Genomic DNA, 20,297 nt, shown 5'->3' with positions numbered 1-20,297 from the left:
ATTATGAACATTAGTGGTGAAACTAAGGCTTTATTATCCCATGAAGAAACTATGGAGCTTATTAAAGAGGCTCAAGAAGGCAGTATGGAGGCTAAGGATATATTAGTATCTCATAATTTAGGTCTGATTAGATCTGTATTAAGAGGTTTTATGAATAGAGGATATGATGTAGACGATTTGTTTCAAATAGGAAGTATTGGATTATTAAAAGCTATTGATAAATTTGACACTTCTTTTGATGTTAGGTTTTCCACCTATGCAGTTCCAATGATAATGGGAGAAATAAAAAGATTTTTAAGAGATGATGGATTGGTAAAGGTAAGTAGGTCTTTAAAGCAAACAGCAGCAAAAGCTAAGGGTGCAGAAGAAAGACTACTTATGGAATTAGGAAGAGAGCCTACTATCCAAGAAATTTCTGATGAAATTCAAATTCCTAAGGAAGACATAGTAATGGCTTTAGAATCCTCATATCATCCGGATTATCTTTATGATGTTGTACATCAAAATGATGGCTCTCCATTATATCTAATAGATAAGATCAGCAATGAACCAGAAGAAAGCAGAGATATTGTAGATAATATAGTGTTAAAAGAAATGTTAGAAAAATTAAAACCTAGAGATAGACAAGTAATTATTTTAAGATATTTTAGAGATCAAACTCAGACAGAAGTGGCAAATCAATTAGGTATATCTCAAGTACAGGTTTCAAGAATAGAGAAAAAAATAATAGAAGAAATGAGGAAAAATTTAGCAAAGGCATAATATATGCCTTTTTTTGTATGAAATTTTAAATATAGCGAATAATAATTTTAGAATGGGGTGATTACATGACATACAAATTTACCTATAAAAAGTTTATTACATTATTGATACTAGTATTAGTAGTTATAGGGGGAATTATTGTGTATAAAGAACAAACCACTAATAAAGAAGCTCCTAAGAGGGCTAATTTTGTACTAAATATAATAGAGTCAGGTGAATCAAGTGGATAAAGAAAAAGTATATATAATTATTAGTAAAAAAGCAACTATAGATCCAGAGAAAGATTTATTAGTAGAAGATATAGCAGAAGTATATAGTGAAAATGAAAGTATAAAAAAAGATATTGAAATTCTTAGATTAAAGAAAAAGAACGTGGAAGAGGATTGGGATTACATAACTGCTAAAGATGTAGTAGAAAAGGTGTTAAGTAAATATCCCAATATTGATTTAGATTTATTAGGTGAAGTAGAGACTTTAATAGAGTATAAATCTAGGGGGAAAGAAAGGCCTTTTTGGGAATTTATTAAAGTAGCTGCAGTATGTATTGTTTTATTTTTTGGAGCCAGCCTAGCCATAATTAACTTCCATGAAGACGTAAATACTAGAAAGTCCATGGAAGAATTATATTATACTTTTACTGGAGAAAAGAAGAAAAATCCTTTACTAATGGTAATTCCCTATTGTTTTGGCATTGGAATTGGAGTAATTACATTTTTTTCTAGAGTTCTCAGCTCTAGTAAAAGAAGGCAGCAAGAGCCTGGGCCTATGGAGATTGAATTATTATTATATGATGAAGATTTAGAAAAAGATATATTAAACAATGTAAAGAAAAAAAAGAGTTAGCAAAAGAGGTGTAATATGTTTTTTAGATTATTAGCCTTAGTATTAATTGCCTTTGGTGGTGGTGTAACAGTTGGTGGTGCAATAACAGCTTTTCTTACTATACTGAAGATTGTACCTAGATTAGTCCAAATTACAGAGACATGGAATCGAATTAAACTCTATCAAGGCACAATTATAGTTTCATTTATTTGCTCTGTAATAGTCTATTTTTCAGATTTAAGCTTAAAATTACCTAAATTTGCGGTTGCACCAATTGGGCTTATATATGGAATTTTCGTTGGATTATTATCCTCTTCTCTAGCAGAAGTGCTAAATGTAATTCCAGTATTATCTAAAAAAATCAAAATAAAAGATAGTTTGAAATATACAGTATGGGCCTTATTAGGTGGAAAGGTAGCAGGAGCCTTAATATTTTGGTTATTTCTTAAATAGGAGATGATTTAAATGGAAAATATGAATAAAAAAGATTATCAAAATTATGCAGAAAGAAAAATTCCGAAACCAACCTATTTCAAAAATATAATATTAGCATTTTTAGTAGGTGGAGCAATTTGTACCGTAGGACAGATGGTGCGAGCATGGTTAACTAAAAATGGATTAGATGAAAAATCTGTTGCATCGGGAACAGCCGTTATAATGGTTTTCATAGGGGCATTTTTAACAGGTCTTGGAGTCTATGATAAGATTGGAAAAGTTGGAGGAGCAGGAGCGGCAGTTCCTATTACAGGATTTTCTAACGCAATGGTATCTCCTGCTATGGAGTTTAAAACAGAAGGGTTAATATTTGGTGTAGCAGCAAAGATGTTTACAATAGCAGGACCAGTACTAGTCTATGGAATAGGAAGTTCTATAGTTGTTGGAATACTGCATTTATTATTTACGAAGGGAAGATAATTCATGGCAATAAAAAAACTTGGTTTACAGACAGTAAAGTTTCAAAATCCACCTTCAATAATAAGTACCTATACAATAGTAGGACCAAAAGAAGGTGATGGACCCCTTAAAGATTATTTTGACATGATTTTAGAGGATGATATGTGGGGGCAAGAATCATTTGAAAAATCTGAGGCAAAAATACAAGAAGAAGCTATAAAAGCGGCTATTTCAAATGGGAAATTAACAAATCAAGATATGGATTATTTATTAGCTGGAGATTTATTAAATCAAATAATATCATCAACATATTCTGCAAGGACGTTACAAATACCTTATTACGGCTTATTTGGAGCTTGCTCCACTATGACAGAGTCCTTATCTCTTGGGGCAATGCTAATAGATGGTGGTTTTGCAGATAATTTAGTATGTGCTACATCTAGTCATTTTAGTTCTGCAGAAAGGCAATTTAGATTTCCATTGGAATATGGTAATCAAAGAAAATTCTCTGCCCAGTGGACAGTTACTGGTTCAGGTGCAACAGTACTATCAGCAAATGGTAATGGACCCTATATAACTTATGCAACTACAGGAAAAATTGTAGATATGGGTATAAAAGAAGCAGACAATATGGGAGCAGCCATGGCACCTGCTGCCATAGATACTTTGATTACCCATTTTAAAGATACAGGCTATTCTCCAAAGGATTATGATTTAATAATATCTGGAGACTTAGGAAAAGTGGGAAAGGCCATAGTTTTAGAATTAATGAAAAAAGAGGGATATGATCTAACAGATATATATACAGATTGTGGTGTAGAAATCTTTGATAACCAGCAAGATACTCATGCAGGAGGATCTGGATGTGGATGTGCAGCTGTTGTATTAAATGGATATATATATAAGGAAATAATGAAGGGAAAATTCAATAGAGTACTTATGATGGCAACTGGAGCTCTTCATTCTACCACTATAAATCAACAGGGTGAATCTATCCCAGGAATAGCTCATGCAATTACTATAGATGTAAATAAGAATTAGGAGTGATTAAATGGAATATATTAAAGCGTTTATAGTAGGTGGTCTAATATGTGTGGTAGGGCAGATTATATTAGATAATACAAAATTAACTCCAGCACATATATTGGTATCATTTGTAACGGCAGGAGTTATATTAGGTGGTTTGGGACTATATGAACCTATTGTTAAGTTTGCTGGAGCAGGAGCTACTGTTCCCATAGTCGGATTTGGAAATGCTTTAGCAGAAGGAGCAATAGAAGGTGTAAAGAAAAGTGGAATAATAGGTGCTTTTACAGGAGGAGTAACTGCAGCAGCAGGTGGAATAGCTGCCGCCATACTTTTTGGCTATATAATGGCATTAGTATCCAAACCAAAAACGAAAAACTAAGGATTAATCCTTAGTTTTCGTTTTCATCCTCTTCATAATAATCCTCACCATCTTGGTCATTATCGTCTCCCCAACCAGGGAATGGTGGGAGGATACCATCATCATCCTCCTCAGGAGTCTCTATTGCACTATTTAAATCATGTTCATCACAAATTGCTGTTGGTGCAGTATATTGGTAATCAGATGGAACTATTCCGTTATGTTGTGCTGGAGAATATGGTGGTGTACGTTCAATAAATACTTTAGTAACTAGATTTTCCTCTGGACAATACGGATTGGCAATCTTTCCAGTAGCACTATCTATAGTTAATTCCACGTGAACATCACAGTACTCAGTAGGCTCAGTGCCTTTTGCAAAGATTTCACTTCTCACAGTACTGCCTCTTGGATCACGAGCACAAAGTTCTGTAGGAAGTTTTCCAGATATTGTACATACATTGACACTAACTATATTATTAGGCTTATTAAAAGAAGTTTTACCTTCTAAACCTTCGTGCATTTTTGTCATTATATGCTGCCATAATTGTGTAGCAGTACGACTGCTTTGTGTAAGAGTAATTTTAGGAGAATCATTTCCTATCCATGTAGCTGAAACATAGTAGGGAGTATATCCAACAAACCAAATATCAGCTTGATCTGTTGTTGTACCTGTTTTACCAGCTACAGCCATATTAGATAATTTTGCTCTTCTAGCTATACCATTAGATACAGTTGTTCTTAGTATATCTCCCATTATATATGCAATTTGAGGAGAAACAACTACAGTTTCCTTTGGTGTATTGTCAATTAGTATATTTCCGTTTTTATCTTCTATTTTAGTGAAGGCTATAGGTTCTATATAAACACCATCATTTGCTATGGCTCCATAGGCTGCAGTAAGTTCTAGAGGAGTTACACCCTTAGTCATACCACCTAATCCTAAGGCAGATAAGTTCTCATCACTAGTTCCACTTTCTTGAGATGTAACGAAGCTATCATTTTCTGGCTTAGTTTTACTTATAATACCTAGCTTTTCTAAATAGGACATGGAAGTTTTAATTCCAATAGATTCCACAGTTTTAACAGAGCTTACGTTTACTGATTGCTCTACAGAATATCTTAAAGTATTAATACCTTTATATACTCGATTCCAGTTTCTAGGCCATAATTTTCCATTAGCATAAAAAGGAATATCATCTATAGGAGATGCAGCTGTATAACCATTATCCAATGCTGGTAAATAAGCGGCTATTGGTTTCATAGCAGAACCAGGTTGCCTTTGAGATGCAGTAGCTCTATTTAGTATACTAGTACCTTCGATATCTCTGCCTCCAACAAGAGCCTTAATCTGACCTGTTCTATAATCAAGTAGAACAGTAGCTGCTTGAGGTTGAACAATACCATCTTTAGATATATAAAAATATTTTTCATTGATTAATAGATTTCCATTATCATCAATTCTATAGAAATCCTTATTATCATTTAAATAAGTTTGACCTATTCTTATTTCCTTACTATCTGATACGCTGAATTGATCTTCAGGTATGACTATAGATCCAACGGTATGAGTTACTAAATTTTTTCTATCATCTATAGTATAGTAATCCGCCACATCTATATGTTTTGGATAAGGAGTAAGCTTCTTGTTTTTAATATATAAATCATTATCCCTTAGTTCATAAGTTCCCTTTTCTAATATCAATTCAAATACTTCATTGACCAAGTTATTTCGTTGATAAAATATAATACTTCCTTTATCATTAATAACATCTTTTGCTTTATTTAGCTTCCAGTCTACTAATATAGGTCCCTTGACTTTACTAGGATTTCCTACTAAGATTTCAGTAAAATTATTATAAATATTTTCAAGTTCTCTTTGAAGTTTTACATCTATAGTAGCATAAATTTTTAATCCACCTGTAAATAGTTGATCTTGAGCTTGTTCCTTAGTGTATCCGAATCTTTCCATAAGTGCGTTTACAGTTTGTGTTTTTACATAGTCTGTAAAATAAGAAGAAATACCTTCTATTTTCTTTTGTCCAGGTTTCAAATTTTCTTTAATATTCTCATTTAAAGCACTTTGATATTCAGATTCACTAATTTTTTCTAATTCCAACATTTTTTTAAGTATAATCTTTTGTCTTTTCACTGCCTCTTCATTATAAACTGTTATATACTTTTCTCCTAATATTTCAACTCTTCCAACTTCGTGATGTTTATTTGGATCAAAGTTTTCAGGTCTTATGGTGTGATAAGGAGCATACCTAGTTGGAGATTTTACAATACCTGCAAATAAAGCAGATTCTGCAAGAGTAAGGTCTTCTATATTTTTAGAGAAATATGTTTGTGAAGCTTCTTGAACCCCATAAGCACCTTGACCTAAATTTACTCTATTTAAATATGCTTCAAGTATTTGATCTTTTGTTAAAACCTTTTCAATTTGTAGAGCAAGATAAGCCTCTTTAATTTTTCTGTCCCAAGATTTTTCTAAAGTCAAGTAAACGTTTCTAGCTAATTGCTGAGTAATAGTACTAGCACCTCTTACAGTTGAGCCAGCCTTTAAATTATCCATGACAGCAGAAATTATACCCTTAGGGTCTACACCAATATGTTTTATAAATCTTTCATCTTCTATTGAGATAAATGCGTCTTTAAGATATTCAGGCATTTGGTTTATTTTTACTATAGTTCTAAACTCTGGTGCTTGAATTTTTTCTATAAGATTGCCAGAAGAATCATATATGGTTGAAGTAAGATCTAAAGATGCATTGATTTTTGTAGGATCTATATCTGGTGCATCCTTTAAAATAGAAAGCACTACACCCACTACAGCACCACCAGCTACAACTGATAAAGTTAGAATTACAATTAGAAATATCTTTAAAGATTTAAAAATAGTTTTCTTAGTTGATGGCTTCTTCTTTTGATTATCGTTATTACTATCCATTAAATTACCTCCTTAGTTAAGAAAAGGCTTGAACTAATTAATTATACCATAGAAATATGATAATGTTAATATTTCTAGACCTTAAATAATTATTACAATATGGTGACGAAAGTAACAATAATATTAATTCGTATCATATATTATTATAAGGGGTGATTAAAATGAAAAAAATGATGGGCAGAACAATACATAGATGGAAAGAAAAGAAACTTATAATTTCAATAGTTATTATTATTTTATTTGCTATATATGTGTATTTTTATATAGATAATAATATTAAGCCCACTTTAATAGCACTGTCGGAAATAAAAGCTAAGGCAGTAACTACAACGGCGATAAATGATACAATAAAATCAAGACTAAAAAACAATATCAGTTATGATGATTTAATCCTTATAAAATACGATAACAATGGAAGGGCAACATTAGTTCAAGCAAATATGATGATGATGAATACCATAGCTGCAGATGTGGCATTGGAAGTTCAGGAACAACTGGGAAAACTATCTGCAAATAAAGTAGATGTTCCCTTAGGTAACGCCTTTAATAGACAAATGATACGCCTCCCAAGCATAAAATTAGAAATACAGCCCCAAGGCTCTGTCAATGTAGACTTTTCTACAGAATTTGAGGAGGCAGGAATAAATCAAACCCGTCATAGAATATATCTAATTGTGATGACAGATATAAGAATGATTATCCCATTGACTTCAGAAACCTTAAGGGTAACTACCAATATACCTATTGCAGAGACTGTCATAGTAGGAGAGGTGCCGGAACAATATATTTCTGTACCGAAGGAAGATACTATAGATATAATTAGATAAGTTTTTATAATAATGGTATAATAATATTAGATAGGAAAATATTTCAAAGGAATAGTGGGAGTTGATAAATTGAACCAAGAAACAACAAACATGGAAAGAGTTTTAATAATTGGTGTAGAACTAGATCGTGATGAAATAGACATTGAAATATCATTAGATGAATTAGAAGAATTGGTAAAGGCAGCAGGTGGTGTAGTAGTCACTAGAGTGATTCAAAGAAAGGAAAGTATAAACCCTGCTTATTTTATAGGAAAGGGAAAAGCAGAAGAAATCAAAAACTATTGTGAGGAATTAGATATTACAACTGTTGTTTTTAATGATGAATTATCAGGGGCTCAACTTAGGAATTTAGAAAAAATTATAGATAAAAAAATTGTAGATAGAACTAATTTAATCTTAGATATATTTGCCAATAGGGCAAATTCTAAAGAAGGAAAACTGCAGGTAAAGCTGGCTCAACTTAAATATAGACTTCCTAGACTAATTGGATTTAGAGATTATTTATCTAGGGAAGGGGGAGGTATAGGAACAAGGGGACCAGGAGAGCAAAAGCTTGAAACAGATAGAAGACATGTATTAAGAGAAGTTGATAATATAGAAAGGCAATTAAAAGAAGTAGAGAAAAACAGAGATATAAAAAGAAGAAAAAGAGAAGATTCAAACCTTCCAATAGTTGCCTTAGTAGGTTATACTAATGCTGGTAAGTCAACTTTATTAAACAAGTTAATAGAATTTAATGATGAATACACAGAGTCTAAGGAAGTATTTGTAAAGGATATGTTATTTGCCACATTGGACACATCTTTGAGACGTGGGAAGCTACCAAATGGGCAAATATTTTTACTGACAGATACGGTAGGTTTTGTATCGAAGCTGCCTACAAGATTAATAGAAGCTTTTAAGGGTACTTTAGAAGAAGTAAAATATGCAGACTTATTGCTTCATGTTGTAGATGCTTCAAATAAAGATTTAGATATACAAATTCAAACTACTTATAATATATTAAAAGATTTAGAGGTACTAGATAAGCCTATTATAACTGTATTTAATAAAATGGATAAAGTCGATATACACAATTTATTTTATGATCATAAATATATTGATGAAAAAATATTTATCTCAGCAAAATCTGGAGAAAACCTAGAAAATCTACTAAAAAATGTTGAGGATTCATTACCTCAGCAATATAAAACTGTGACCCTAAAGATACCATATGATAATCAAAATATAGTAAATTATTTCTGTAAAAATTATCAAATAGATAATTTGGAATATATTGAAGATGGAACAAAACTAGAATTAACTATTAATCAAATCGATAGGGAGAAATATAGTCAATATATTATTAACTGATAGTATAAGGTTTTTGAGTTGTTCCATAAATTTTTTAAGAAATATAAGAGGAGATTAAATCTCCTTATTTTTTTAGTAAGATTTAACTAAGGAGGACTTTATGGATAATATTTATAAAACTATAAATAGTTATGGTGAAGATGAAACTATAATCAATAAATCTAGATTTATTGGATATGCAATGCCTATAGAAACTGAGGAAGAAGCCTTAGATTTCATAGAAGATATAAAAACAAAACATAGAGATGCAACTCATAATGTATATGCATATGTTCTAGGAAAAGATAGTAATATACAAAGATTTAGCGATGATGGAGAGCCTTCAGGTACTGCAGGTATACCAGTATTAGAAGTAATTAAGAAAGAGGATCTAAGAAATGTAGTAGTTGTTGTAACTAGATATTTTGGTGGAGTTAAACTAGGAACAGGGGGTTTAATTAGAGCATATACAAGGGGAGCTAAGATCGGGCTTGATGCAGGTATAATAGTTGATATGGTTCTTTATGCTAAAATTAAAATAAGAATTGATTACACTCTATATGGGAAAATGGAAAATTACCTTATGAATGAAGGATATATAGTTGATGGATCTAATTTTGATGATGGTGTCAATATTTTTGTTTATATAGAAGATACAGATAAAGAAAACTTTTATAATGTAATAACAGATTTAACAAATGGCACTGCTGTATTTGAAGAAATAGATAAAGAATATATTCCTATTAAAGACGGTAAAAAACTAAATTAAATTGGGTTAATAAAAAATAATCGGGGTATAATTTTAAAGAGGTGATAATGTGGAAACTATGTTAAAAAAGAAGACTTGGGCAGTGGCAGGTGTAACAGAAAAGCAAGATAAATTTGGCTATAAAATATGGAAAATATTAAAGGAAAATAATTATGAGACCTATGGAGTAAATCCAAACTATGATGAAATAGAAGGAGATAAAATCTATCACTCAGTTAAAGATATACCAAAGAAAGTAGAAGTTCTTGATATGGTGGTACCTCCAAAGATTGCCATTCCTACATTGGAAGAGGCGAAGGAAGTAGGTATTGAATATATATGGTTCCAACCTGGAACATATAATGATGAAGTTATAGAAAAGGCTAAGGAATTAGGATTTAAGATATTGTATAATGATTGTGTGTATAAGGTGCTAAGAGAGAATAGGTAATATCTACCTATTCTTTTTCTTTCTTTTTGATTAGCTCATAAAAACCTACAAATAATAAGAAGAAACCAAAGTATTTTCTTAATTTTAAAGGATCAATTTTAACAGCTATAAGAGAGCCTATAATAGCACCAACTATTCCACCAAGTATGATTAATTTTGCAATGGAAAAGTCCAGATTACCTTTTTTATAGTGGGTTATTAAAGCCACTGTGGCTACGGGAAGAAAGACCATCAAGTTTACGCCCTGAGCTTCTTGTTGTTGAATACCATAAAATATTACTAGAGATGGAATAAGAATTGTACCTCCACCTATGCCCATTCCACTGATTATTCCAGATAAAAAGCCAATTAAAGTTAGAATCATTTCCAAATCATCCTTATGGCAGTATATACAATAACACTACCGAATATTTTTCTAAGTATATTAACAGGGATTTTATTTAAAACCTTTGCCCCAATATAAGAACCTACTACTCCTCCTAAAACTACAGGAAGGGCGACTTTAAAATGTATAGAACCTTTCATAAAATATATAATGGTACTTATAATAGATAAAGGCAAAATTATAGATATGGCTGTAGCATGAGCTTTGTGGTCATCTAGATGGAGTAAAAACACTAGAAAAGGCACAACTATAGTTCCGCCTCCAGAGCCAAATAAACCATTGACTAATCCAGTAATTAAACCTATGGATAATAATTTAACCTTATTTTTTTCCATAAAATACTCCTTTATGTTATAATCATTATGATTAATCTTACCAATAATAGAGAAGATATACATATAAACAAAAGTGAGAAAAGTTGGAGGGGAAATATGGAAAATGTAAACTTAGTTGTAGATGAAATAGTAAGATGGTTACAAGAAAAGGTTCAAGAAGCAAAGGCAGAGGGATTAGTTTTTGGTTTAAGTGGTGGAATAGATTCAGCAGTAATGGCTGGTCTTGCTAAAAAGGCATTTCCCAATAATTCTCTAGGGATTATTATGCCGTGTCATAGTGACCCAATAGATGAAGAACATGGTATATTAGTAGCAAAAAAATTAAATTTACACACTGAAAAAGTAGATCTATCTAATTCTTTTGATGTATTAATAGATTCTATAAAAGTAGAAAATAAGAATAAGATGGCAATATCTAATTTAAAACCAAGACTTAGAATGACGACTCTATATTATTTTGCTCAAAATAATAATTATTTAGTAATAGGTTCAAGTAATAAATCTGAGTATACAGTAGGATATTTCACTAAGCATGGAGATAGTGGAGTAGATTTATTGCCCTTAGCCTCCTTTGTGAAATCTCAAATTAGAGAATTGGCAAGGAGCTTAAATATACCCGATATAATAATAGAAAAACCACCTACAGCAGGACTATGGGAAGATCAGACAGATGAGAAGGAAATGGGATTTTCCTATGATGTACTAGATAATTATATAAAGACTGGTGAAGGACCTAAAGAAATAATAGAAAAGATAGAAAGAATGAATGCTATTAGTGAACATAAAAGGATTTATCCACCAATATTTAAATTTAAATAAATGTAATGCAATAAATATAATATTATGCTAAAATAAATAAGGCAATACTATAAAGGGAGTGAAAATGAATGGCAGGACATTCAAAGTGGAATAATATTAAAAATAAAAAAGGTAAAGAAGATGCTAAAAGAGCTAAAGTCTTTACAAAGTTAGGTAGATATATTATGGTTGCAGCAAAGGAAGGTGGAGCTGACCCAGACTATAACCCAGCATTAAAGGCGGCTATAGAAAAAGCAAAGGCAGAAAATATGCCAAATGATAATATAGAAAGAGCTATTAAAAAAGGTTCAGGTGAATTAGGAGCAGATAACTTTGAAGAGATTATTTATGAAGGATATGGTCCGGGAGGAATAGCAGTATTTGCAACTTGCTTAACAGACAATAGAAATAGAACGGCACCAGATGTACGCCATGCTTTTGACAAATGTGGTGGAAATATGGGTCAATCAGGATGCGTTACATTTATGTTTGATAGAAAAGGAATGCTTGCCATAGAAAGAACCGATTCCATAGATGAAGATGAACTAACTATGCTTGCAATAGATTTAGGTGCTGAGGATTTTGCAGCAGAAGATGAAGGATTTGAAATAATAACAGCTCCAGAAGATTTTAATGGTGTAAGGGACGGATTATCTGAAAAAGGATATACTTTCGCCATGGCAGAACTTACTTACATTCCACAAAACACAATAGAATTAACTACTCCAGAAGATATAAAAAATATGGAAAAATTAATAGATATGCTTGAAGATAATGACGATGTTCAGGAAGTATACCATAATTGGGAGATGCCTGAAGAATAAGATAGCGTATTTTCAACGATTAGTAAGGTTTTGATGTTTGTTTTTTATAAAGTATTTTAATTTGCCTACGGTTTGCCAACATAGAATTAAGTCGTAGGCAAATTAGAAATATATGATTCTAGAATTTGGACTGTTTTATCTTCCATTCCAGCTGTTAAGTGAGAATAAACCTTCATACTATTTTTAAGTAACAACTTTATACACACTTAACTCTATTTTTCAATATAGAAAGTGTTATTTAAATTTATATACTGTTAAATAGCTTTTCTAACCTCAAAATAACTAAAATTTCTATCTTAATCAATTTTCCACAAATCAATAATATTTATATCTTTACTATCAGTCTTGCCTCACCCTTGCATATCCAGATTTCAAGGTAAATGTCCCCTTTCATCATACATTCACTATACCAAAAGGAGATTTGAAATGTGTATATTAGTAGATACATTTTGGTTATATTTTTGGTTATGTATTTTAGTAGATTTTGAGTTTTTTAGGAAGGCTCCTTTTGTGAAACCCAAAATGGTGGTTTTAGATAAATTTCATGATGAAGTTTATGGATATTTAGATTAATATGGAGAAGAGATTGTGAAAAAATAGACTTAAACTAAAGGTGCAGGTTAGTTGAAGAAGGAATGATTCTCAGTAATGTAGAATCTATTAAATATTAAACAAGTATTTGAAAGGAGAATTTTATGAAAATTAAATACCCAACATCCCTAAAGCCAGACAGCTTGATAGGTGTAACTGCTCCCTCAAGTGGCGTTGAAGAAACATTACATATACTTGTAGATGAAGCAAAGCTACAAGTAGAGAAAAAGGGTTTTAAAGTCTTAATCGGCGAAACTGTACTGACCCAACACAAAGGGAGAAGTGCTTCTAAAGAAAAAAGAGTAGAAGAATTAATGGATTTTCTTCAAGATCCTAGTATTAGCGTAATAATGCCTCCTTGGGGAGGTAATTTTACAATGGAAATCTTACCATTTATCGATTGGAATAAACTAAAAGAATTGAATCCGAAATGGATATTAGGTTACTCAGATATAAGTACATTAATTTTTGCTTACACTACAATAACAGGTCATGCTTCTGCTCATGGTGTAAATTTCACTGAACTATCAGCTCCTGAATGGGATGGGCTATCTAGTATGTGGATGGATGTGCTCAGTTGTAATGAAAATGAAGAAATTACACAATACTCATCTGAAAAATATCAATCCAGTTGGGATAAGGTGTATTCAAATCCTGCTAAAGGATTTTATCTCGATTCACAAACTGAATGGAAAACTTTAAACAAAGAAGATGAAGTGACATTTTCAGGGAGATTGATTGGAGGATGTTTAAATACTTTACAAGTTTTGGTGGGCACTCCATTCGATAATGTTAATAATTTTGTGAATCAATACTGTCATGAAGAAGGTGTCATTTGGTATCTTGAAACGGTTGGAATGGATGCAGCAGAAATTTATAGAGCTTTATGGCAAATGAAACAAAATCATTGGTTTTCCAATATTAAAGGTGTGGTTTTTGGACGAACCAGTGAATATAAAGATATAGGTGATTTTACATTAACTGATGCCTTGAAGGATGTTTTTGAAAGTTTTAATATCCCTGTTATTCTAGATGCTGATGTTGGTCATACACCCCCACAAAATATTTTGGTGAATGGTGCATATGCGACAGTGAAATATAGTAAAGGTAAGGGTTCCATCATAATGAAATATATTTAGATACAGAGAGGAAGATGGATGCAAGATTTAAAAGAAAATATATCAATCTATACTAGATATACTAAGTATTATTATGATAAAAAGATTCCTGAAGATATTGATTAATACTTTAACAAAATAATAGAAATAACTGCAAAAACTGAATTACATCTAAACTTGAAGAAGAGGAGTAGTTATCATGTACAAAACACTCTTAATTGTATGAAAGAAATACAATTAAGAGTGTTTTCTTTTTTATATTAAAAAGGATTTAGATCTTTCATATGAAATATATTAACTATATACAGAAAAAGATATATTATTATAAAGAGATAGGAATATAAATAAAAGGAGGGGGAGCATGGAGACCATTGTTATAATAGCTTTAATAATAATAAATAGTTTTACAATTTACAAATTTTTATTTAATATTATTTTTATAGATAAAGATGATTTTAATAAATCTGTGAGATACTCATTTACTCCAGATATTATATCTCTATTTAGGGGAGAATATTGGAAAGATAGAGGTGGAGAGATTAAATTAGGATTTTTTATTATGCTTTGTATTATAGTAACTGTATTTGAGTATAGTGTAGTTATAGGTATTATAAAGGGGCTTTAAGTTTTTAATAATTTAAAAAAATCTTAAAATTGTAGGAAGATACAAAATTAAAATTGAAATTATAGCAGAAATCCAAAAAAATATTTTGGTTCCTTTGCTAGAATTTCTTTTTTCAATTAGGCTATAGGACCAATACATTAAAATTGCAGTGGTTATTACTAAAACAGGTTTGTATTTCGTAAGGTTGGATAAATATGCTGTACCTATTGTCCCTAGACCTAGGGATGCTAATATTAATCCACCACTTCAGCAAAAGGCTGCACCGAAAGCCGTGAAAATTGATAATATACTAAGAAATTTTTCCTTCATAAATAAACCTCCCTAGGGTATGTGTTTGTTTAATAATATCAAATAAAAAATAAAATATCAAGGTTTAAAGATAAAGTTGAAAATTTAGTTAATTGAAATTATTTTTTAAAAAAGTTTCAATTAACTATTGACACTGTTGCTTTATGGTGCTATAGTAGTTTTTAAATATAATTTCGATTGCAATCGAGTAAGTTAATTAAATATAAAGACTAAGATAAAGAGTGAACTATTTAAGAAATCAATTACAGAGAACTGGATTAGCTGAGAACCAGTATTGATAAAATAGGGAACAATCACTTTAGAGTTATAAGGCTGAAAATAAAGTAGGCTTTATCGGGAGATTCCGTTATAAAATCAGGGTTTGATAGAACCTAATAAGTTAATTATCGTGAGATAATTATAAAGTGGAGTGGTAACGCTTAATGGCCTCTACGTGTATTTGATATACATGTAGGGGCTTTTTTAAAACCATTTTTATAAAAAATAATATTGGAGAGGTGTTTTAAATGAATAAAAAATTATTAGGAACATTATCATTAGTGCTTATATTAAGTTTTATATCAGGATGTGCAGCAAAAACTACAGGAAATCAAGATAATGGAGATACAATAAAAGTTGGAGTAAACTATGAATTATCAGGGGATGTTGCTACCTATGGTCAAAATTTAAGTGATGGAGTATTATTAGCCATTGAAGAAATAAATAAAAATGGAGGAGTATTTGGAAAGCAAATAGTACCTATAAAAGTTGACAATAAATCAGAAGACACAGAATCAGCTAATGTTTCCACAAGATTAGCAACTAGAGATAAGGTTGTTGCATTACTTGGACCTGCCACATCAGGAAATACAAAGGCTGCCATACCAGCGGCTACACAAAATAAAATTCCTCTAGTATCTGCTTCAGCTACAGCAGATGATGTCACTGTTGATAGCAATGGAAATGTTAGAGAATATATATTTAAAACTTGTTTTAGTGATTCATTTCAAGGAGTTATGATGGCAGAATTTGCTTTAAATGATTTAAACTTTAAAAATGCAGCAATATTAGCTGACAGTACATCTGATTATGCTAAAGGACTTTCAAAGGCTTTTAAAGAAACTTTTACAAGTCAAGGAGGAAAAATTTTATCGGAAGAAGCCTATCAAGCTAAAGATACAGATTTTAAAGCAGTACTAACAAGTCTTAAAGGGCTAAATCCAGAGGTGTTATTTGTTCCTGGATATTATGAAGAAGTTGGCTTAATTGTTAGACAGGCAAGAGAATTAGGGTTAAATGTACCAATCCTTGGTGCTGATGGATATGAATCTCCAAAACTTACTGAAATTGCAGGAAAAGGTGTTTTAAATGATGTATATTATTCAAGTCACTATTCTCCAATGGATGATGCAGAAGAAGTAGTTAAATTTAAAAAAGATTTTAAGGCAAGATATGGTAAAGAAGCTGATGCTTTCAACGCTTTAGGATATGATTTAGGTTATTTCTTCAAAGATGCTTTAGAAAGAGCAGGAGAAGTAAATTCAGAGAAACTAAAAGATGCCTTTGCTTCAACTAAAGATTTTAAAGGTGTAACAGGAACAGTTTCCATAGATGAAAATCATAACCCAATAAAATCTGTAACAATAATAGAAATGAAAGATGGAGTTCCAACATTCTTAAAGAAATTGGATCCAAAATAATATAAATTGAACAATGTCTTTAAGAATCTTCTTTTAAAGACATTGTTCATAAAAACTTACAGAAAGGAAGTTAAAAAATGGAACAATTATTACAACAATTAATAAATGGAATATCTCTTGGAAGCATATATGCGTTAATAGCTTTAGGTTACACTATGGTATATGGAATCATAAATTTAATTAACTTTGCTCATGGAGATATTTATATGATAGGAGCCTATGTGGGATTTGCTTTAACTACCTTTCTAGGACTAGGATTTTTTCCATCATTGCTAATATCAATGTTGGTTTGCAGTATTCTAGGTATGATAATAGAAAAAGTGGCATATAAGCCCATAAGAAATTCTACAAGAATTGCAGCTCTTATTACTGCTATATCCGTATCCTTATTTTTAGAATATACTATGGTATACTTTGTAAAGCCTGATACAAGAACATTTCCAGAGGTATTACAGAATAAAATACTTACATTATTTAATGGGAAAATTATAATAGATTTGAAGAATATTTACATTATTTTAATTACTGTTTTATTAATGGCAGGACTTCAGTATGTAGTTCATAAAACTAAGGTAGGAAAAGCCATGAGAGCAGTATCATTAGACAAGGATGCAGCAGAACTTATGGGAGTAGATGTGAACAAGACCATATCTTATACTTTTGCCATCGGTTCTTCCTTAGCAGGGGCAGCTGGAGTTCTTGTAGGAGTATATTATAATACTATAAATCCTCTAATGGGAGTAGTCCCAGGATTAAAGGCCTTTGTTGCAGCAGTATTAGGGGGAATTGGAATTATTCCTGGAGCAGTATTTGGAGGATTTTTCTTAGGAATGACAGAAACTCTTGTATCTGCTTATGGTGGCTCAGTATTCAAAGATGCTGTTGCCTTTTCAATATTAATTATAGTTTTGCTAATTAAGCCTAATGGACTTTTAGGAAAGACTATAAAAGAAAAGGTATAGGAGGATAGAGACATGAAAAAGAATATTATAAGTTTTAGTATATTAACTATAATTTATTTTCTGATAAAGATATTACTAGATATAGGAATAATAGATTCTTATTTACAATTAAATATATTTCTTATTGGAATCAATATTATACTAGCTGTTGGATTAAACTTAATTACAGGGTTCACTGGTCAATTTTCCTTAGGTCATGCAGCATTTATGTCAATAGGTGCTTATACATCAGCAGTATTTACTGCAAAGCTTGGACAACCTTTTATAGTATCCATATTAGTATCAGGAGTTATTGCCGCCTTTGCAGGTATTCTTATTGGCATACCAACATTAAGATTAAAGGGAGATTATCTTGCTATAGCAACTCTTGGATTTGGTGAGATTGTAAGGATTATAGCTTTAAATATAGATTATATAGGTGGAGCTATTGGATTCAATGATATTCCTCAATATACAAATTGGACCTGGATATTTATGATTACAGTAGCTACGGTATTTTTAATTAAACATTTTATTAATTCATACCATGGAAGAGCATGTATAGCCATAAGAGAAGATGAAATTGCAGCTGAGGCCATGGGAATAAATACTACGTTTTATAAGGTTTTAGCCTTTGCCATTGGTGCATTCTTTGCAGGTGTCGCAGGTTCACTTTATGCTAATTATTTTTACTTTATAAAGCCAGACTCTTTTGGATTTATGAAATCTATTGATATATTAGTAATCGTTGTATTTGGTGGGATGGGAAGTATAGAAGGTTCAATTTTGGGAGCAATTTTATTATCCATAATTTCATTATTCCTTCAAGGTATTCCTGAACTGAGAATGGTTGTTTATTCAGTAGTTCTTTTTGCAATAATGGTTTATAAACCAGCAGGACTTTTAGGTAAAGGTGAATTTAAATTATGGAAGAAAGGAGCTAAGAGAAATGTCAGTATTGAAAGTAAATAATCTATCAAAAAGCTTTGGTGGTATTAAGGCAGTTACTGAAGTTAGTTTAAATATAGAAAAAGGTGAAATCATAGGTTTGATAGGGCCTAATGGTGCTGGAAAAACTACATTTTTTAACTTATTAACTGGAATATATACTCCTACATCAGGGGAAATAATTTATGATTTAGATAAAAAAGCATATACTAAAGATTTAAAACCTCATAAAATAACCCATTATGGAATCGCCAGGACATTTCAAAATATACGACTTTTCCAAAATATGACGGTATTAGATAATGTACTTATTGGATTTCATAGTGGACCAAAATATAGTATAGTCTCTGCATTTTTTAGGTTACCTTCATATTATAAGACTGAAAAAAGTACTTATGATGAAGCTTTAGAGCTTCTAATTAAGTTTAATTTATTAGATAAGAAAAATGAGCTGGCTAAAAATCTTTCCTATGGAGATCAAAGAAGACTAGAAATAGCAAGAGCTTTAGCTGCAAAACCTAAGATACTATTATTAGATGAACCTGCTGCAGGAATGAATCCTAAGGAAACCAAGGAATTAAACTTTCTAATTCAATGGATAAGAGAAACCTTTGACCTTACTATAATCCTTATAGAGCATGATATGTCTTTGGTTATGAATATCTGTGAAAGAATATTTGTATTTGATTATGGATATTTAGTTGCCAGTGGAACTCCTTTAGAAATACAAAGAAATGAAAGGGTAATTAAGGCATATTTAGGTGAGGAGGCTTCACAATGTTAGAACTTTCAAATATAAATGTATATTATGGAGGAGTCCATGCACTTAAAAATATAAGTGTTCAAATAAAGGAAGGGGAAATAGTTACTTTAATAGGAGCAAATGGAGCAGGAAAAAGTACAACTTTAAAAGCTATATCAGGAATGGAAAAGCTTAGAAGTGGAGAAATAAAATTTAATGGAGAGAATATAAACTCTCTAAATGTTCCAAGTATAGTTAAATTGGGAATATCTCATGTTCCAGAAGGAAGAAGAATATTTTCTAAAATGAGTGTAATGGAAAACTTAGAAATGGGAGCATATATAAGAGATCATAAGGAAGACATTAAAAGGGATTTTGAAAATATATTTTCTTTGTTTCCAAGGCTTCTTGAAAGAAAAAATCAAATGGCAGGTACATTATCAGGTGGAGAACAACAAATGCTTGCCATAGGTAGAGCTTTAATGTCAAGACCTAAGTTGATATTATTAGATGAACCTTCTATGGGACTTGCTCCAATTATAGTAAAAGAAATATTTTCCATCATAAAAGATATAAATAAATCTGGAACTACGGTTCTCTTAGTAGAACAAAACGCCAATATGGCTCTTAATGTGGCAGATAGAGCATATATAATTAGAAATGGTGAAATAGAAATGGAAGGCAATTCAAAGAAAATTTTATCAGATGAAAGATTAAAAAAGGCTTATTTGGAAGGATAAAATTATGTAAACTCTAAAATACTTATTAGAATTGTATACAATTCTAATAAGTATTTTTATTTTTAAAAAATGTCATAAAACATAAGGACAAA

General features: G+C 31.0%; 24 protein-coding genes. 21 read left to right on the top strand and 3 right to left on the bottom strand.

The genetic code is table 11. The features are described 5' to 3' along the window. Positions 1 to 3 precede the first annotated feature (3 nt). From sigF to spoVAE, 7 genes are all read left to right on the top strand, one after another. Positions 4 to 762 (top strand): RNA polymerase sporulation sigma factor SigF, encoded by a 759-nt coding sequence (sigF, locus tag RBU61_RS10835; protein ID WP_308875418.1) that lies wholly within the window; start codon positions 4 to 6, stop codon positions 760 to 762. Positions 763 to 827: 65 nt separating this feature from the next. Beyond that, positions 828 to 992, top strand: a complete 165-nt coding sequence (locus RBU61_RS10830; protein ID WP_308875415.1) for a hypothetical protein — start codon at positions 828 to 830, stop codon at positions 990 to 992. Continuing rightward, positions 985 to 1,605 (top strand): stage V sporulation protein AA, encoded by a 621-nt coding sequence (locus RBU61_RS10825; RefSeq protein WP_308875414.1) that lies wholly within the window; start codon positions 985 to 987, stop codon positions 1,603 to 1,605. Before RBU61_RS10830 ends, RBU61_RS10825 begins: the two co-directional genes overlap by 8 nt. Before the next feature lie 15 nt (positions 1,606 to 1,620). Continuing rightward, on the top strand, positions 1,621 to 2,037 hold the full coding sequence (locus tag RBU61_RS10820; RefSeq protein ID WP_308875413.1) for a stage V sporulation protein AB: 417 nt from the start codon (positions 1,621 to 1,623) through the stop codon (positions 2,035 to 2,037). A gap of 12 nt (positions 2,038 to 2,049) precedes the next feature. Next, positions 2,050 to 2,499, top strand: a complete 450-nt coding sequence (gene spoVAC / locus RBU61_RS10815) for a stage V sporulation protein AC (RefSeq protein ID WP_308875411.1) — start codon at positions 2,050 to 2,052, stop codon at positions 2,497 to 2,499. A gap of 3 nt (positions 2,500 to 2,502) precedes the next feature. Beyond that, the gene (spoVAD, locus tag RBU61_RS10810) at positions 2,503 to 3,519 is read left to right on the top strand and encodes a stage V sporulation protein AD (RefSeq protein ID WP_308875409.1); all 1,017 of its coding nucleotides are present in this window, start codon (positions 2,503 to 2,505) and stop codon (positions 3,517 to 3,519) included. Positions 3,520 to 3,529: 10 nt separating this feature from the next. After that, on the top strand, positions 3,530 to 3,886 hold the full coding sequence (spoVAE, locus tag RBU61_RS10805; RefSeq protein WP_308875407.1) for a stage V sporulation protein AE: 357 nt from the start codon (positions 3,530 to 3,532) through the stop codon (positions 3,884 to 3,886). A gap of 10 nt (positions 3,887 to 3,896) precedes the next feature. On the opposite strand, the gene RBU61_RS10800 is transcribed toward spoVAE, so the two are convergent. Beyond that, positions 3,897 to 6,812, bottom strand: a complete 2,916-nt coding sequence (locus RBU61_RS10800) for a PBP1A family penicillin-binding protein (RefSeq protein ID WP_308875406.1) — start codon at positions 6,810 to 6,812, stop codon at positions 3,897 to 3,899. Between the two features lie 161 nt (positions 6,813 to 6,973). On the opposite strand from RBU61_RS10800, the gene yunB reads away from it, so the two are divergent. The 4 genes from yunB (at position 6,974) to RBU61_RS10780 (ending at position 10,170) form a co-directional block, all read left to right on the top strand. Further along, positions 6,974 to 7,639, top strand: coding sequence for a sporulation protein YunB (yunB, locus tag RBU61_RS10795; RefSeq protein WP_308875405.1), 666 nt, complete (start codon positions 6,974 to 6,976; stop codon positions 7,637 to 7,639). 69 nt (positions 7,640 to 7,708) lie between these two features. Beyond that, positions 7,709 to 8,992 carry a GTPase HflX gene (gene hflX / locus RBU61_RS10790; protein WP_374212442.1) on the top strand — a complete coding sequence of 428 codons (1,284 nt, stop codon included), beginning with the start codon at positions 7,709 to 7,711 and terminating at the stop codon, positions 8,990 to 8,992. Between the two features lie 100 nt (positions 8,993 to 9,092). Continuing rightward, entirely contained in the window at positions 9,093 to 9,740 is a 648-nt protein-coding gene (locus RBU61_RS10785; protein ID WP_308875403.1) for a YigZ family protein, read from the top strand. 58 nt (positions 9,741 to 9,798) lie between these two features. Next, a complete protein-coding gene (locus RBU61_RS10780) occupies positions 9,799 to 10,170 on the top strand; it encodes a CoA-binding protein (protein WP_308879809.1) in 372 nt (123 codons plus the stop codon). Between the two features lie 7 nt (positions 10,171 to 10,177). Here RBU61_RS10780 and RBU61_RS10775 read toward each other — a convergent pair whose 3' ends face one another. Continuing rightward, positions 10,178 to 10,534 carry a sulfite exporter TauE/SafE family protein gene (locus RBU61_RS10775; protein ID WP_308875402.1) on the bottom strand — a complete coding sequence of 119 codons (357 nt, stop codon included), beginning with the start codon at positions 10,532 to 10,534 and terminating at the stop codon, positions 10,178 to 10,180. Continuing rightward, the gene (locus tag RBU61_RS10770; RefSeq protein WP_374212441.1) at positions 10,531 to 10,953 is read right to left on the bottom strand and encodes a sulfite exporter TauE/SafE family protein; all 423 of its coding nucleotides are present in this window, start codon (positions 10,951 to 10,953) and stop codon (positions 10,531 to 10,533) included. The genes RBU61_RS10775 and RBU61_RS10770 overlap by 4 nt, the downstream gene beginning before the upstream one ends. Before the next feature lie 33 nt (positions 10,954 to 10,986). Between RBU61_RS10770 and nadE the strand changes: the two genes are divergently transcribed. The 10 genes from nadE (at position 10,987) to RBU61_RS10720 (ending at position 20,205) form a co-directional block, all read left to right on the top strand. After that, complete coding sequence (gene nadE / locus RBU61_RS10765; protein WP_308875401.1) at positions 10,987 to 11,709, top strand: NAD(+) synthase; 723 nt, start codon at positions 10,987 to 10,989, stop codon at positions 11,707 to 11,709. Between the two features lie 68 nt (positions 11,710 to 11,777). Then, a complete protein-coding gene (locus tag RBU61_RS10760) occupies positions 11,778 to 12,512 on the top strand; it encodes a YebC/PmpR family DNA-binding transcriptional regulator (protein ID WP_308875400.1) in 735 nt (244 codons plus the stop codon). Between the two features lie 426 nt (positions 12,513 to 12,938). Continuing rightward, a complete protein-coding gene (locus RBU61_RS10755; RefSeq protein WP_308875399.1) occupies positions 12,939 to 13,085 on the top strand; it encodes a hypothetical protein in 147 nt (48 codons plus the stop codon). 122 nt (positions 13,086 to 13,207) lie between these two features. Then, on the top strand, positions 13,208 to 14,242 hold the full coding sequence (locus RBU61_RS10750) for an LD-carboxypeptidase (protein ID WP_308875398.1): 1,035 nt from the start codon (positions 13,208 to 13,210) through the stop codon (positions 14,240 to 14,242). A 340-nt stretch (positions 14,243 to 14,582) separates the two neighbouring features. Then, on the top strand, positions 14,583 to 14,846 hold the full coding sequence (locus tag RBU61_RS10745) for a hypothetical protein (protein WP_308875397.1): 264 nt from the start codon (positions 14,583 to 14,585) through the stop codon (positions 14,844 to 14,846). An 815-nt stretch (positions 14,847 to 15,661) separates the two neighbouring features. After that, positions 15,662 to 16,834: an ABC transporter substrate-binding protein gene (locus RBU61_RS10740; RefSeq protein ID WP_308875396.1), complete on the top strand. Its 1,173-nt coding sequence runs from the start codon at positions 15,662 to 15,664 to the stop codon at positions 16,832 to 16,834. Positions 16,835 to 16,911: 77 nt separating this feature from the next. Continuing rightward, complete coding sequence (locus RBU61_RS10735; protein WP_308875395.1) at positions 16,912 to 17,796, top strand: branched-chain amino acid ABC transporter permease; 885 nt, start codon at positions 16,912 to 16,914, stop codon at positions 17,794 to 17,796. 12 nt (positions 17,797 to 17,808) lie between these two features. Then, positions 17,809 to 18,747, top strand: a complete 939-nt coding sequence (locus RBU61_RS10730; protein WP_308875394.1) for a branched-chain amino acid ABC transporter permease — start codon at positions 17,809 to 17,811, stop codon at positions 18,745 to 18,747. Then, positions 18,725 to 19,507, top strand: a complete 783-nt coding sequence (locus RBU61_RS10725) for an ABC transporter ATP-binding protein (RefSeq protein ID WP_308875393.1) — start codon at positions 18,725 to 18,727, stop codon at positions 19,505 to 19,507. Before RBU61_RS10730 ends, RBU61_RS10725 begins: the two co-directional genes overlap by 23 nt. Further along, on the top strand, positions 19,501 to 20,205 hold the full coding sequence (locus RBU61_RS10720) for an ABC transporter ATP-binding protein (RefSeq protein WP_308875392.1): 705 nt from the start codon (positions 19,501 to 19,503) through the stop codon (positions 20,203 to 20,205). Before RBU61_RS10725 ends, RBU61_RS10720 begins: the two co-directional genes overlap by 7 nt. Positions 20,206 to 20,297: the final 92 nt, after the last annotated feature.

The organism is Tissierella sp. MB52-C2, assembly GCF_030931715.1.
Taxonomy (GTDB): domain Bacteria; phylum Bacillota; class Clostridia; order Tissierellales; family Tissierellaceae; genus Tissierella.
Note: the sequence above shows the minus strand (reverse complement) of the source record. Positions and strands in the feature narration are given on the sequence as shown.

What these genes read in the sequence shown, in the direction of transcription:
- sigF (WP_308875418.1), top strand. Translation starts at nt 4, where the DNA reads ATGAACATTAGTGGTGAAACTAAGGCTTTATTATCCCATGAAGAAACT.
- RBU61_RS10830 (WP_308875415.1), top strand. Translation starts at nt 828, where the DNA reads ATGACATACAAATTTACCTATAAAAAGTTTATTACATTATTGATACTA.
- RBU61_RS10820 (WP_308875413.1), top strand. Translation starts at nt 1,621, where the DNA reads ATGTTTTTTAGATTATTAGCCTTAGTATTAATTGCCTTTGGTGGTGGT.
- spoVAC (WP_308875411.1), top strand. Translation starts at nt 2,050, where the DNA reads ATGGAAAATATGAATAAAAAAGATTATCAAAATTATGCAGAAAGAAAA.
- spoVAD (WP_308875409.1), top strand. Translation starts at nt 2,503, where the DNA reads ATGGCAATAAAAAAACTTGGTTTACAGACAGTAAAGTTTCAAAATCCA.
- spoVAE (WP_308875407.1), top strand. Translation starts at nt 3,530, where the DNA reads ATGGAATATATTAAAGCGTTTATAGTAGGTGGTCTAATATGTGTGGTA.
- RBU61_RS10800 (WP_308875406.1), bottom strand. Translation starts at nt 6,812, where the DNA reads ATGGATAGTAATAACGATAATCAAAAGAAGAAGCCATCAACTAAGAAA.
- yunB (WP_308875405.1), top strand. Translation starts at nt 6,974, where the DNA reads ATGAAAAAAATGATGGGCAGAACAATACATAGATGGAAAGAAAAGAAA.
- RBU61_RS10785 (WP_308875403.1), top strand. Translation starts at nt 9,093, where the DNA reads ATGGATAATATTTATAAAACTATAAATAGTTATGGTGAAGATGAAACT.
- RBU61_RS10780 (WP_308879809.1), top strand. Translation starts at nt 9,799, where the DNA reads ATGTTAAAAAAGAAGACTTGGGCAGTGGCAGGTGTAACAGAAAAGCAA.
- RBU61_RS10775 (WP_308875402.1), bottom strand. Translation starts at nt 10,534, where the DNA reads ATGATTCTAACTTTAATTGGCTTTTTATCTGGAATAATCAGTGGAATG.
- RBU61_RS10770 (WP_374212441.1), bottom strand. Translation starts at nt 10,953, where the DNA reads ATGTATATCTTCTCTATTATTGGTAAGATTAATCATAATGATTATAAC.
- nadE (WP_308875401.1), top strand. Translation starts at nt 10,987, where the DNA reads ATGGAAAATGTAAACTTAGTTGTAGATGAAATAGTAAGATGGTTACAA.
- RBU61_RS10760 (WP_308875400.1), top strand. Translation starts at nt 11,778, where the DNA reads ATGGCAGGACATTCAAAGTGGAATAATATTAAAAATAAAAAAGGTAAA.
- RBU61_RS10755 (WP_308875399.1), top strand. Translation starts at nt 12,939, where the DNA reads ATGTGTATATTAGTAGATACATTTTGGTTATATTTTTGGTTATGTATT.
- RBU61_RS10750 (WP_308875398.1), top strand. Translation starts at nt 13,208, where the DNA reads ATGAAAATTAAATACCCAACATCCCTAAAGCCAGACAGCTTGATAGGT.
- RBU61_RS10745 (WP_308875397.1), top strand. Translation starts at nt 14,583, where the DNA reads ATGGAGACCATTGTTATAATAGCTTTAATAATAATAAATAGTTTTACA.
- RBU61_RS10740 (WP_308875396.1), top strand. Translation starts at nt 15,662, where the DNA reads ATGAATAAAAAATTATTAGGAACATTATCATTAGTGCTTATATTAAGT.
- RBU61_RS10735 (WP_308875395.1), top strand. Translation starts at nt 16,912, where the DNA reads ATGGAACAATTATTACAACAATTAATAAATGGAATATCTCTTGGAAGC.
- RBU61_RS10730 (WP_308875394.1), top strand. Translation starts at nt 17,809, where the DNA reads ATGAAAAAGAATATTATAAGTTTTAGTATATTAACTATAATTTATTTT.
- RBU61_RS10725 (WP_308875393.1), top strand. Translation starts at nt 18,725, where the DNA reads ATGTCAGTATTGAAAGTAAATAATCTATCAAAAAGCTTTGGTGGTATT.
- RBU61_RS10720 (WP_308875392.1), top strand. Translation starts at nt 19,501, where the DNA reads ATGTTAGAACTTTCAAATATAAATGTATATTATGGAGGAGTCCATGCA.